We start from the raw sequence: 13,645 nt of genomic DNA, 5'->3' as shown, positions 1-13,645 counted from the left end.
CGGTCCGGCAACCGACTCATATGGCAATCCGATCTTTTTTACTGCTGTTCGTTTCAGGCATCGTCCTGGCAGCCTGCTCGTCCCGGCCGATACCGTCCAGTTCGGCGAAGGGATACGACCTGGACCTGTCGGCATTTCGTCCGAAATACGAAGCTGGAAGTGAAAAAGGAGCTGCTCCGGAGGAAAAGACGCGGAAGCCTGCTCCGACGATGAGCGACCAGCCACTGTTTATTCAGCAGAAACTGGATTATTCGCTCGATACCCTGGCTACCCGCAACCGGAACGCCCGGTATATTGCCGGCTACAAGATTCAGCTGTATACCGGAACCAGCCGGAGCGAGCTGGACGCGGCGAAAGTTTTTGTCTATCAGACCTATCCCGAACTTGACACGTATGTCGCCTACAATCATCCGACGTACCGGTTGCGTATCGGCGATTTCGGCACCCGGCTCGATGTGGAAAAGTATCTCAACAAGCTCAAGGACGATTATCCCTCCGCCACCATTGTTTCGGACCGGGTATTGGTGAGTGGGGCGCTGAAAATAATGGATAGCCGTGCGGCCGTTAAAGAAGACGAGCCTTAAAATAGAAAGACCGGTATCCAGCAAGTTGAACTTTCGCTTAGTTTTGCACCGGCGCTCGGCGTCGTATCGTTCACAACCTTCGAACCGGAGCGCATATCCGGGAGACGGTGCGTCTATTTGTATCCCTATAATTCCATATGAAGAAAGCCTTAATAACCGGCATTACCGGTCAGGATGGTGCCTATCTGGCCGAATTGCTGCTCAAAAAAGGATATGAAGTCCATGGTGTCAAGCGGCGCAGCTCGCTGATCAACACCGAACGGATCGATCATTTATATCAGGACCCGCACGATCAGAACGTGCGTTTTCACCTGCATTACGGGGATCTGACGGATTCTACAAACGTCATCCGCCTGATTCAGGAAATCCAGCCCGACGAAATCTATAATCTGGGAGCGCAGTCGCACGTACGCGTAAGCTTCGACGAGCCGGAATACACGGCTCAGGTCGACGGTCTCGGAACGCTGCGTATCCTCGAAGCGGTTCGTTTGCTGGGACTGACGGAAAAGACCCGTATTTATCAGGCTTCTACTTCTGAGCTGTACGGGCTGGTTCAGGCGGTTCCCCAATCGGAAACGACGCCCTTTTACCCGCGTTCTCCATATGCTGTGGCGAAGATGTACGCCTACTGGATTACGGTCAACTACCGGGAAGCGTATAATATGTACGCAGTAAACGGCATTCTGTTCAACCACGAGTCACCCCTCCGCGGAGAGACCTTCGTAACCCGTAAAATTACCCGCGGGGTAGCGCGGATCGCGCTCGGCCTGCTCGACAAGATTTACCTCGGCAACCTGGACTCACAGCGGGACTGGGGTCATGCCAAAGATTATGTAGAGGCGATGTACCTGATTCTCCAGCAGGAAACGCCGGAGGATTATGTTATCGCGACGGGTATTACGACGCACGTCCGGGATTTCGTCAAGATGGCCTTTGCCGAAGTAGGCATTACGGTGGCGTTCAAGGGCGAAGGCGTATCGGAAGTCGGTTATGTCACGGCCTGCTCCAATCCGGAGTTTCAGGTTGAAATCGGGAAGGAAGTTGTAGCCGTTGACCCGCGCTATTTCCGTCCGACGGAAGTGGATCTGCTTCTCGGGGATCCGACCAAAGCGAAGACGAAGCTCAACTGGCAGCCGAAGTACGACCTGCCTGCGCTGGTCAAGGACATGATGGCGGCCGATGTTGACCTCTTCAAAAAGGATCTTCACCTGAACAAGGGTGGTTTCCGGACATTGAACTATTTCGAGTAATCCGGCTGAAAGGCCTGAACACTATACCCGGGCGGCGGCGGTTTCGCCGCCGCTTTTTTATTCTTCGCCTATGTTTATTGAACGAGCGAACGGTCTCCGGAATCATGCCGGGTGGATTGAGGTCATCTGCGGCTCCATGTTTTCGGGGAAAACCGAAGAGCTGATCCGTCGGCTGAACCGCGCGCTGATTGCCCGCCAGAAGGTGGAAATCTTCAAACCGGCGATCGATACGCGGTATGACGCGAGAGACGTGGTTTCACATGATTCGTCTACAATCCGGTCGACTCCGGTGCATACAGCACAGGAAATCCTGCTGTTCGTCGGCGATTGCGATGTGGTGGGAATTGACGAGGTGCAGTTTTTCGACGCAGAAATTGTCAACGTCTGCAATCAGCTGGCCAACTCCGGGAAGCGGGTAGTAGTGGCCGGGCTCGACATGGATTCCAACGGAAAGCCGTTCGGTCCGGTACCGGATCTGATGGCCGTAGCCGAACTGGTAACCAAAGTCCACGCCATCTGTGTCGTCTGCGGGGAGCTGGCGGCGTATTCTTTCCGGAAGGAGGCATCACCGGAGCAAATACTGCTGGGTGAGAAGGATCTGTATGAAGCGCGTTGCCGCCGGCACTTTCTGGAAGGACAGCGAATACATTCCTGAAACGCCCGCGTTTCTACCTGAAAAAATGCTGCCGGTCGGATGACCGGCAGCATTTTTTTTGCCCTCATCTGATGATTCTTACCTACCCTGTTGTTTCCGTTACCTACGGAATCACCAATATTATCCGGATAAAGAACAATTCGATATTTTATTATGCAATCGTGTTACTTTTCATTATTTAATAAATAATTTTATTAATTATACGACATATTGTAAATTAAAATCTAAAATTTATGTCATAAAAATAATCTATTTAACAATAAAGTGATATGTTTGTTCTCTATTAACAAACCGTTATTTTTCCATAACCATTCTATGACCAAATTTCTACTCACCCTTATCATACCGTTGGTCATGATAAGTGCCCCCGTGTTTGCGCAGAGCATCGGCGGGACAGTAAAGAGCGTATCGGATGGATCACCCATTCCAGGCGTTTCTGTGACTGTGAAGGGAAAGACGCTTGGCGCCCTGACGAACAGCCAGGGCCAGTACAAGCTGGCGATCAGCGGTGAAAACACGCTGATATTCTCGGCCATCGGCTACAAAACACTTGAAGTAGCAACGGCGGGCAGGACGACTGTCGATGTAACCCTCGAGGAAGCGACTTCCAGTCTGAATGAGGTAGTTGTGACAGCGATGGGTATCGCCAAAGAGTCCCGGAAGCTGGGTTACGCAACGACCCAGATCAGTGCGAAGGACATCACGGCGACGTCTCCCACCAACTTTGCCTCGGCACTGTACGGAAAGGCTCCGGGTGTAACGATCAATGCAAACCCGGGCGGTGCGACGAGTGCGGTGGGTATTCAGATTCGGGGTGTTAACTCCATCGGATACCAACGGCAGCCCCTGCTGGTTGTTGACGGTGTTATCATCCGGAACGGGGACGCCAACAACGAGGGCTACTGGAACAACCAAAAGATCGGAGCGAACGGTTTGCTGGATATCAACCCGGAAAACATTCAGGACATCAACATCCTGAAAGGTGCAGCTGCATCAGCGCTGTATGGTTCGGACGCGAACTTTGGTGTGATTGTAATTACCACAAAAAACGGTAAAAGCATCAAAAAAGGCATTGGCGTAGATGTAAGTCTCTCCGGCAATGTTGAGAAGGTCTCGACTGTACCTGATTTCCAGACGGAATGGGGTCCCGGATACGAACGTTCTGTCAACATGGCTTCGTTCGGTGCTGACGACCAGGGCTGGATTCATACGACGGTCAACGGACAAAGCGTGAAGTACCCCAACTTCCGTTCCTATGCGCAGTTTGGCCCCAAAATGGATGGAAGTGATGTGTATTGGTGGGATGGCCAGATGCGGAAGTACACTACGCAGAAGAACAACTGGAAGCAATTCTACCGTACCGGAAGCAGCACCATCGCAACGGTTGCGCTCAGTAATGCGACGGATCGCGGCAGCTACCGCCTTTCTTTCACCCGCAATGACTACCAGGGTATCCAGATCGGCGGTAAGCAGGAGAAGAACACGTTCAACCTGAACACGAAATACTTCGTAACGCCGAAGGTGACTCTCGACGTCGTGATGAACTATGTAAACGAAAAAGTTCATAACCGTCCCCGGCAGATCTACTACCTGACCAACAACTTCGGCGGTTTCTTCAGCCCTGCCGATCAGATGAGTGTCTTCTTCAACAAGTATCAGACATCCAAAGGGTACAAGTGGGTGGATTACAACTCGAACCTGGACGTCGAAGAGCGCCTCAAGTACAACGTTCGAGCGAAAGACTTCCTCGATTTCCTCTGGAACCAGCTGGCCAATAAGTATGACGAAACGAGCAACCGGTTCATGCCTTCTGCGACACTGAATTACAACATCGTGAAGGGACTGAATCTGCGCGGTCGGATGGGGATTGACTATACGAGCTTCAATCAGGAAACGAAAGAACGCAGCACACAGCCGATCTCTGCCGGAGCCAGCGGTTCGTATGGCACGGTTTCGAACAATTCGACCTATACCTATGGCGACCTCCTCCTTACCTACGAGCGCCAGCTGAGCCAGAAACTCAATGCCACGATCTCCGTCGGCTATCAGGCGCGTAAAGAGAAGTACAATTTCGCTTCAGCCAGCACCCGCGACGGTCTGACCTCCGAAAACTGGTTCAGCCTCAGCGCGAGCAAAACTTCGCCGGCACAGGGTTCAACTTCTGTCGAAATGCTGCTCAAGGACGGGATGTTTGGTATCCTGAACCTGGAATACAACAACTTCCTGTTTGTGGAAGGTACACTTCGCCGCGAGCGCTCTTCTTCATTGGCCCCGGGCAACAACACATTTGTTTATCCGGGTGTGAGCTCCTCGTTTGAACTGAGCAATGCGTTTAACCTGCCTGCGGCCGTTTCGTACAGCAAACTGAGAGGCGCCTGGGGCGTGGTAGGTAACCCGCCGGATCGCTACATTGCCAATCAGGTTTACTCTTCCGGAAGCCTCGACGGCACGCCGTATCTGTTCCCGGCTACCTCCGGCTTCGGGAACAAAAACCTGAAGAACGAAATGAAGTATGAATTCGAAATCGGCTGGGAAAACCGCTTCCTGAAAGATCGTGCCGGTTTTGATATTACGTACTACAGCAACAAGATCAAGGATCAGATCACCACACTCGGTACTCCGTCTACTATCGGGTCAAGCAGCGTGCTCCGGAACGTGGGCGACATGCGGAACTACGGGATCGAACTCTCTCTCTATGGAACGCCCGTCAAGAGCAGCCATTTCTCCTGGAATGCCCGCCTGAACTTTGCCATGAACCGTTCGAAGGTCATTTCTCTCGCAGACGGCCTTGCTCAGCTAACGCTCGACAACAAGGATAACGGCTCCCTGTATGTATACGCCAAACCGGGCGAAGCTGCCGGTTCGATCTGGGGATATGACCACATGAAGGATGCCAAAGGCAACTACGTAGTTGGCGACGATGGCTTCTATCAGATCGACTACAGCAAGCTGGTGAAATTTGGTAACATCCAATCCAAGTTCTCCGGCGGTCTCATGAACACCTTTACGTACAAGAACTTCTCGCTCGGCGTACTCACAGACTTTGTCTGGGGCGGTCAGGTTATCTCCCTGTCCCGTCTCTATGGCACTGGCTCCGGTTTGTATAAAAACTCGTTGTTTGGCCGCGATGCCGAGCACGGCGGCGTTGCCTACTACAAAGACGCCACTACCGGAAAACTGACCGGTGTTGGTGCAGGAGTTGACAATGGCCCGAAGGGTGAGAAAGTATATCACGATGGCATCATCGCGCAGGGAGTAACAACCGGCGGGGAGAAAAACGCGACGATCGTAGAAGCACCCCAATACTATCGCTACCACTATAACTGGGGCGGCTATCCGGGATCAGGTTCAAACATCACTTACAAGGACGCCGTGTTCGACAACAACTTTATCAAGCTCCGTGAAGTGTCGCTCTCGTACACGATTCCTTCCAAGGCGCTGTCCAAGCTGAAAATCCAGAACGTCACCGTTTCCGCTTACGGCCGGAACCTTTTCTACTTCTACAAGTCACTGACGGGTCTTGATCCGGAAGAAGGCGTCGGTACAGGCTGGGTAAGCCGTGCGACCTCAGTGGGTGCCGGTAATGCTGCCACCCGATCCATCGGAGGAAGCCTCCGCTTTTCATTCTGATCTCCGGACTCTAGCATAGTTCTAACATGAAACGACTTCTCAATATAACCCTTTGCGTTCTGCTTGCTTCCGGCGCCTTCCTGAGCGGGTGTAAGCAAGCCGCCATCGACGAGGCGTACCTCAATCCCAACAAGACGACGAGCGCCGACGTGCAGCGTCTCTGGGCTGCGATGCTGTTCAACGAAGCTGTCATTCCCCGTTACTGGAACCTCTACACGTTCCAGGTACCGGCCCTTGGCAACTACAGCCAGACATCCGGAACGATTACGAGCAATGGCATTTACGAGCAGCCGACGGCTTATGCCTCGACCCGCTGGGATATCTACTTTACCCAGACCATGGCCCGCTACCGGGAAATGGAGAAGGTGTATAAAGGCCTGGCCACGGCGGAAGATAAAGCCGGCTTGCTGCTTTTCATGGAGACCGGACGGATCTTCCTGTATGATCAGACCGCGCAGATGATAGATATGTGGGGTGACATTCCCTTCACCGCTGCCGGCAGCCTGAACGCCGACGGAACGATCACCCTTCCGGCGTATGACGATGCTGAAACGACGTACAAGTTCCTGCTCACCGACCTGAAGCGTATCTCCGATTATTTGACGACTGTGACCCCCTCCAGCTTCTATGCGACGCAGTTCTCTTCCTATGACTATGTCAACAAAGGCGATCTGGCGAAATGGAGAAAATACTGCAACGCACTGATGCTGCGCCTCGCCATGCGGATTTCCTACAAGGATGAAGCTACAGCAAAAGCGCTTGTAACGACCATTCTGAGCAACCCGGCCAACTATCCCCTGCCGGCTACTGCCAAAGAAAGCATCACCATTCAGGCGGGCGACGTAAACAGCAACCTGGTAGCCAAAACAGCTATGCGTGAAGGCCTTGCTGTCAACCCCTACCCGGCTGCAGCCATGGTCAATGATGTAATGAACACCTCGCAGGATCCCCGTCTGGCAGTTCTGTTCACCAAAACGTCGAAAGGCACCTATCAGGGTGTATCCAAGACCTGGACTGCGACCCAATATACCGACGCGGTGACTGCCAATGGAATCTCCCGCTGGGATTCGACGACGTTCTACCTGAACGATCTCTTCCCGGGTATTCTGATGACATCAGGCGAAACATGGTTCAACGTCGCCGAAGCCAACGAACGCTGGGGTCTCGGCAATGCTAAAACGGCCTACGAGTCAGGCATTCGCCAGTCTATCGCTTTCTGGACTGCGATCAACAACGCCAGCAGCTGGACCGGGGCCAAGGAAGCAGTTCCCACAGAAGCAGCAATTACGGCCTTCCTGGCAAACGCGAACGTGGCATATGGCACTGACAACCTGAAAAAAATCGCAACGCAAAAGTGGATTGACTTCACGATTATGCAGGCGAATCAGGCATGGTCGGATTACCGGAGAACCCGCCTGCTGAACCTGCCGTTCCCAACTGACAACGGCTCAGCATCTGCTCCGAATCCTCCGACCCGTCTGCTTTACCCGACGAGCGAGGCTTCTCTCAATACAGTGAATTACAATGCTGTAAAGGGCAAGGATAACATCAAGACGAAGATTTTCTGGGATGTGAAATAATACACGCCTGAAAAATCAAAAAGCCCGGATAAGAATATCCGGGCTTTTTGATTTTTCAGGGCCCGTCCTCTAAGATGTACCGTAAGACATCTGATACACCTTCTTCAATTTCAAAAACAACATACTTCACTTATCCGGGCTCAGGGACAGAGAACAAAAGATCAACTATCCTCTCCATCCGTACTTCACGATGCCTTGCGGAATATCCCGAAGCGAGAGCCCATACTTTTTTCACCTGCCTCTTTGAAAAATAGTAAGGGAAATATCCAAAAACATCCGTCTTAATTCCAGCACAATCACTTCAATTTCAAGAATCCAATGTCCGTGTCTATCGTACACAATCTTCGAGAATCGCAGTTAAATTACTTATTACCAGTTAATTACACAAAGCCAACATTACATTAGCCTGAGTAATTAGTACCGACAAACGGCGATAAACAGCTATCAGATTAGCACCTGAACGTTGTCTTTCGTTTGCGGCTGCCAGAATAGGATCAGTCCTTACTCCTGGTGTTTTTATCTCCTGTTTCCGACTTAATACTATCCTTGTTTTCCCAGTAATCCGGCCAACCTACCAGTTGATCCTATACCCTTTTTGTCTCTGTTCTAAACAACTTTCTCACTTTTTAAAACCTCAGATTCGCGTATGAGAATGCAAAACCTTTACAAAAAAAATGGTCTTGCCTGGTTCTTTCTCCTCCAGTTACTGGTAGGAATCGGAGCCTTTGCCCGGCCAGCCGACATCTCCGTTTCCGGGAAAGTCACCGATGAAAAAGGCGATGCCCTCCCCGGCGTGAGTATCCTGCTCAAAGGCACCACACGCGGCGCCACTACCGACGCCAACGGCCTTTACAAAATCTCCGTCCCGAATGAAAATGCGGTGCTTGTGTTCAGCTCTGTCGGCCATGAACGCACGGAGATAGTCGTCGGGCGAAGACTCGTGATCGACGTACAGTTGAAAAGCAATGAAAAAGCACTCGACGAAGTCGTCGTGGTCGGCTATGGTACCCAGAAAAAAGTAAACCTGACGGGCGCTGTTTCCACGGTCGACTCGAAAGCCCTGGAATACCGCCCCTCGCCGACGCTCGCCAACGCCCTGCAGGGGGTGTCACCGGGGCTTACCATCACCCGCACGAGCGGACAACCCGGCAACCAGAACATCCGGCTCCAGATCCGCGGTGTGACTTCGGCCAACGGCAACGTGGATCCGCTGGTCATGCTCGACGGCGTCAGCGTGCCTATTTCCACCATGACGACCCTCAACCCGAACGATATCGAAAGCATCAGTATCCTCAAAGATGCCGCCGCCGCCGCGATCTATGGCGCGCAGGCTGCGGGTGGCGTGGTGCTCATCACCACCAAAAAAGGGAAAGCCGGCAAAGTGACGTTTGACTACCTCGCTCAATACGGTACCGACTGGTCGATCAACGTTCCGGGTCGCCTCAGCCTCATGGATGAAGCCCTGTACGCCAACCTCGCGCGGACGAACTCCGGCAGTGCTCCTGAGTATACCGACGAAGATCTTCAGCGCATCCGCGATAAAATTCCCTACGTCGTCAACCCCGCTGATACCGGCACATACCTGTATTACAACCAAAAGTCGCTCACGGATCAGCTTCTCCGGAAATACACGGTCATGCGGACGCACAACCTCACCGCACGCGGCGGTTCAGACAAGGTCAACTTCCTGATTTCAGCCGGATACTACGAGAAGCAGGGTGTGTTTAAGGTCGGCCCGGACAACAACCGCCGGTATAACCTCCGCGTCAACCTCGGGGCCCAGCTCACCAAGCACCTGTCGCTCGATACCCGCCTCTCCTATACCCTCGAACGCATCCGGCAATCTTCCGCCGGAACAGACGGGCAGGGTTTGCTCTACCAGGCCTATCGCCTCCGGACCCGTACGCCGTTCTTCACGCCGGAAGGCCGGTACAACGGCGCCGGATCAACGGCCCAATCCTATGGTCTGCTGGAATCAGGCGGTTATAACAACTACGACAAGCGTCAGTTTGACGGTGTGGCGACGCTTCAGGCTGCCGACTTCGTCAAAGGCCTGACACTGAGAGGCATTGCCGGTCTTCAGTACCGACCGGCCAACCGGAGAGTTTTCGCGCGGACGGTACCTTTCTGGGGACGTTCCCGGATTCTCAGCTATGCCAACAACCCGAACTCCTACCAGGTTACGAACGAACTCGTCCGGAATACCAACCTCCAGTTTCTCGCTACCTATGACCTGAAACTCGGCGAAAAACACAATTTCACCGTATTGGGCGGCTATCAGTGGGAAGAGTACCGGGAGGAAGGCGTCTCGACGACATCGACCAACCTCGTCAGCAACGACCTGCCGACGCTGAACCTCGGCGACGATAAAACCAAGAGCAACAGCGAGTATGTCAACGCACGGGCGTTCCAGTCTGTCTTTGCGCGCTTCAACTACAATTATGACGGGAAGTACCTTTTCGAAGCGACGGTACGCCAGGATGAAAGCTCCAAACTTGCTCCCGGCTTCCGGTCCAAAGTATTTCCGTCCGTATCTGCCGGCTGGAATATTCACCGGGAAAACTGGTTCAACCAGGCGCTGCCGGTCTTTACGGAATTCAAGCTCCGGGGTTCCTGGGGCCGTCTGGGAGGCGCCCTCGGCGACAACATCGGGTACTACGATTACCTGAGCCAGCTGAGCCGCGGTTCCAGCCTGGTACTCGGCGATTCACGGGCTTCGTATATCTTCCAGGGCTCGATTCCGTCGGCAGCGCTTTCGTGGGAAACCATCGAAACCAGCGACGTAGGTATTGATCTCGGCTTCTTCCAGAATAAACTTCAGTTTACGGGAGACTATTACGCCAAATTCAACCGGAACATGCTGACGCCCATGCAGCTTCCCGGAACGATCGGCATCGGTACGCCGCGCCAGAACAACGGAGAGCTGAAATCCTGGGGCTGGGAAGCGGAAGTCCGGTATCGCGGGCAGATCGGCAAGGATTTCAACTACTCGGTAGCTGCCAACATCTCCGACAACCAGAACAAACTCCTGAGCTACTCCGGCCGCTCCGTAGTAAGCGCCGGCACCAACAACCTGATCGAAAAGTTCCCGATCAATACCATCTGGGGCTACCAGACGAACGGTTACTTCAACACGCCTGACGAAGTGAAAAACGCCGCCTTCCAGGACAGCCGGACCGGCGCAGGCGATGTCCGGTATATCGATCAGAACGGAGACGGCCGTCTTTCGGTCGGAAAAGGTACCGTCGCCGATCATGGAGACCTGATCCTGCTCGGCACAACTACCCCGCGCTACCAGTTTGGCTTTACCCTGAGTGCGCAATGGAAAGGGTTTGACCTGACAGTTTTCCTCCAGGGCGTAGGCAAGCGGAACTACCGCCCGACGCCGGAGGCAATTGCCCCGCTGCTCGTTACCTGGAAGCAGGCGCTGGCCATTCACTCCGACTACTGGACGCCGGAGCATACCAACGCGCTCTTCCCCCGGCCGTATACCGGCGGCACGCACAACTACCTGGCGTCTGACAAGTGGACGATGAACGCCGCCTACATGCGCCTGAAAAACCTGCAACTGGGGTATACGCTGCCTTCGAAACTCACCGAGAAAGTACACCTGCGCCAGGCCCGGTTCTTCTTCTCCGGCCAGGACCTGTTTACCGTTTCGGGCCTGGGTAAGTTCCAGGGCTACTTCGATCCGGAAATGCGGGATAACGTCGAAAACGACTATCCTTTTTTCGCAACCGCTTCCCTGGGTCTGAACATCTCTTTCTGATCGGCAGTCATGTGTAGAACGAACCTTAGCATTTCCATGAAATCATTCACCCAATACGTAGTCATTGCCCTCACGATGGCGGTGGCATTGCCGGCCTGCAACGTGGAGCGGCTTCCCGAAACATCCATCAGCGACCAGACCTACTGGCGCTCGGAAGGAGACCTGAAAACGGCGGCGAATTACCTGTATACATTCCTTCCGGCCTGGGGGAATGACGATGTCTGGTCGGACGATGCCTTCGGTCTCGCCGCCAACAACATCAGCGACGGCACCCGGCTGGCTCCCGCCACCGACGGCAACTACAATACCAACTACAACCTGATCCGGGCGGCTAACAACATCGTAGAGAAAGCCCCGAGAGCGGCCGCTGCTGCCAGTCAGAGCGCCATCGACCGGTATACGGCAGAAGCCCGGTTTTTCCGCGCATGGGGGTATTTCAACCTGGTTCAGCGGTATGGAGACGTCCCCCTGATTCTGAAAACCCTGACCGAAAACTCGCCGGAGCTGTCAGCACCGGCCAGTCCGCGGGCGGCTATTTTCGATCAGATTTACCAGGACCTGGATTTTGCAGCCGCCAAACTGCCGACGCATACCACCCTCGGAACAGCCGATTACGGCCGCATCAGCAATACCTCGGCCCTGGCTTTCAAGGCCCGCGTGGCCCTGTTTGAGGGTACCCGCGCCAAGTACCACAACTACGGAGAACCCGCCAAACACCTGAAAGCGGCAGCCGACGCAGCCAAAGCCGTTATCGACAGCAAGCAGCACGATCTCTTCTCCGGCGCCTACTTTGATCTTTTTCAGATGGCGGGTGAAGGGCGGCAGAACCGGGAGAACATCATCGTCAAGCAATACGGTGTCTCCCTCACGGAACGGGTCCTGACGCACTCCTACTACCGGAGTTCGCTGGAAAACGGCAACCTGAACCCGACGAAAAGCCTCGCGGATTCCTACCTGATGAAAGACGGCCTGCCGATCGGCGTATCGCCGCTGTATAAGGCGCCGGTCGTATCGACGGACGTATTCGTGGACCGCGATACCCGCATGAGCGATACCTTCATGAAAAAAGGGGACCCGATGATGACGACGAAACCCATCTTCGATATCGCCAACCTCGTCTTCAACAAAACCGGCTTTATGTTCCGGAAGACGGCCAACATAGACGACTGGAATACCTCTGCTTCGACCATCGACCGGCCCATTCTCCGTTATGCCGAAGTGCTCGTAACCTATGCGGAGGCACTCTATGAGCTGAACGGCTCGATCAACGATGCGGACCTGGACCTGACGGTCAACCGCCTGCGCCAGCGCGGCGGCGTTGCCAAGCTCACGAACGCTTTCGCAACGACGAATAACCTCAACATCCGGGATGAAATCCGCCGGGAGCGCAGGGTAGAACTGGCACAGGAAGGGTTCCGGTACTGGGATCTGATGCGCTGGAAAACCGCGGAAGTTGAACTACCGAAAGCTGTTTTGGGTAACTACTTCTTCAAAGCGGAGTTTGGCACCATCGCTTCCGTCCGACTGACGCCCGACAACTACATCCTCGTACAGGACGCCAGCTTCCGGAAGTTCGACCCGGCCAAAGACTACCTCTGGCCGCTGCCGATCAACGAAATCGCGCTGAATCCGGCGCTGAATCAGAATCCGAAGTGGTAATAGCTTCTTTTTGACTACTAAAAAACCCGCTCCGGAAACAGAGCGGGTTTTTTAGTAGTCAGTCAGGCTATAGGAGCGCTTCAGAGTTCATGAATCGCCTCGACGGCGTACTCTCCTGTTTGCCATACGTTAAGGCACAATACCAGGTCGCCGGGCTCGCCATCCACCCATAGCTCAAATTCAATGTAATGCTCGTCATCCGCTTCCTCCCCGAAATCTTCGAATTCGAGTAAAGCATCGGAAGGCGGCATGGTGATCTTTCCACCGGCATCGGCAATCGATTCCTCGATTTCACCGGAAGTCAGAATCTGATCCCTGTCGTTGGCAACCAGGTGATCATAGGCTCCTTCGGCGAGGTCGCTGATCACGCGGGCGAGGATGTCTGCAATTTGGGGTCGTTGCATGGAAGGTGTGTTTGGCACAAAGATGCGCAGCAGCGCGTATATCAAACAGTCCGCCTGTCACAAAAAACCCCGGCAGGAATCCAGCCGGGGTTTCACATTCGGATATTGCTCTAA

At 53.8% G+C, this 13,645-nt stretch carries 8 protein-coding genes; 7 read left to right on the top strand and 1 reads right to left on the bottom strand.

The window, feature by feature from the left end; all coding sequences use genetic code 11:
• Positions 1-20: 20 nt before the first annotated feature.
• From BLR09_RS20200 to BLR09_RS20170, 7 genes are all read left to right on the top strand, one after another.
• Complete coding sequence (locus tag BLR09_RS20200; protein WP_176785625.1) at positions 21-584, top strand: SPOR domain-containing protein; 564 nt, start codon at positions 21-23, stop codon at positions 582-584.
• Between the two features lie 137 nt (positions 585-721).
• Entirely contained in the window at positions 722-1,834 is a 1,113-nt protein-coding gene (gmd, locus tag BLR09_RS20195) for a GDP-mannose 4,6-dehydratase (protein WP_093207270.1), read from the top strand.
• Positions 1,835-1,904: 70 nt separating this feature from the next.
• Positions 1,905-2,489: a thymidine kinase gene (locus tag BLR09_RS20190; RefSeq protein ID WP_093207267.1), complete on the top strand. Its 585-nt coding sequence runs from the start codon at positions 1,905-1,907 to the stop codon at positions 2,487-2,489.
• A gap of 315 nt (positions 2,490-2,804) precedes the next feature.
• Positions 2,805-6,119, top strand: coding sequence for a SusC/RagA family TonB-linked outer membrane protein (locus BLR09_RS20185; protein WP_093207265.1), 3,315 nt, complete (start codon positions 2,805-2,807; stop codon positions 6,117-6,119).
• A gap of 26 nt (positions 6,120-6,145) precedes the next feature.
• Positions 6,146-7,699, top strand: coding sequence for a SusD/RagB family nutrient-binding outer membrane lipoprotein (locus tag BLR09_RS20180; RefSeq protein WP_093207263.1), 1,554 nt, complete (start codon positions 6,146-6,148; stop codon positions 7,697-7,699).
• A gap of 652 nt (positions 7,700-8,351) precedes the next feature.
• Entirely contained in the window at positions 8,352-11,468 is a 3,117-nt protein-coding gene (locus BLR09_RS20175) for a SusC/RagA family TonB-linked outer membrane protein (protein WP_093207260.1), read from the top strand.
• A 36-nt stretch (positions 11,469-11,504) separates the two neighbouring features.
• Positions 11,505-13,127, top strand: coding sequence for a RagB/SusD family nutrient uptake outer membrane protein (locus BLR09_RS20170; protein ID WP_093207258.1), 1,623 nt, complete (start codon positions 11,505-11,507; stop codon positions 13,125-13,127).
• Between the two features lie 80 nt (positions 13,128-13,207).
• On the opposite strand, the gene BLR09_RS20165 is transcribed toward BLR09_RS20170, so the two are convergent.
• On the bottom strand, positions 13,208-13,531 hold the full coding sequence (locus tag BLR09_RS20165) for a DUF7668 domain-containing protein (RefSeq protein WP_093207255.1): 324 nt from the start codon (positions 13,529-13,531) through the stop codon (positions 13,208-13,210).
• Between the last annotated feature and the right edge of the window lie 114 nt (positions 13,532-13,645).

The sequence above is a fragment of the Siphonobacter aquaeclarae genome, assembly GCF_900103285.1.
GTDB lineage: Bacteria > Bacteroidota > Bacteroidia > Cytophagales > Spirosomataceae > Siphonobacter > Siphonobacter aquaeclarae.
This window is presented reverse-complemented; position numbering and strand designations above follow the sequence as displayed.

Excerpts from the sequence above, each read along its gene's own strand:
- BLR09_RS20165 (WP_093207255.1), bottom strand. The coding sequence starts at position 13,531 with ATGCAACGACCCCAAATTGCAGACATCCTCGCCCGCGTGATCAGCGAC.
- BLR09_RS20185 (WP_093207265.1), top strand. The coding sequence starts at position 2,805 with ATGACCAAATTTCTACTCACCCTTATCATACCGTTGGTCATGATAAGT.
- BLR09_RS20200 (WP_176785625.1), top strand. The coding sequence starts at position 21 with ATGGCAATCCGATCTTTTTTACTGCTGTTCGTTTCAGGCATCGTCCTG.
- gmd (WP_093207270.1), top strand. The coding sequence starts at position 722 with ATGAAGAAAGCCTTAATAACCGGCATTACCGGTCAGGATGGTGCCTAT.
- BLR09_RS20170 (WP_093207258.1), top strand. The coding sequence starts at position 11,505 with ATGAAATCATTCACCCAATACGTAGTCATTGCCCTCACGATGGCGGTG.
- BLR09_RS20190 (WP_093207267.1), top strand. The coding sequence starts at position 1,905 with ATGTTTATTGAACGAGCGAACGGTCTCCGGAATCATGCCGGGTGGATT.
- BLR09_RS20175 (WP_093207260.1), top strand. The coding sequence starts at position 8,352 with ATGCAAAACCTTTACAAAAAAAATGGTCTTGCCTGGTTCTTTCTCCTC.
- BLR09_RS20180 (WP_093207263.1), top strand. The coding sequence starts at position 6,146 with ATGAAACGACTTCTCAATATAACCCTTTGCGTTCTGCTTGCTTCCGGC.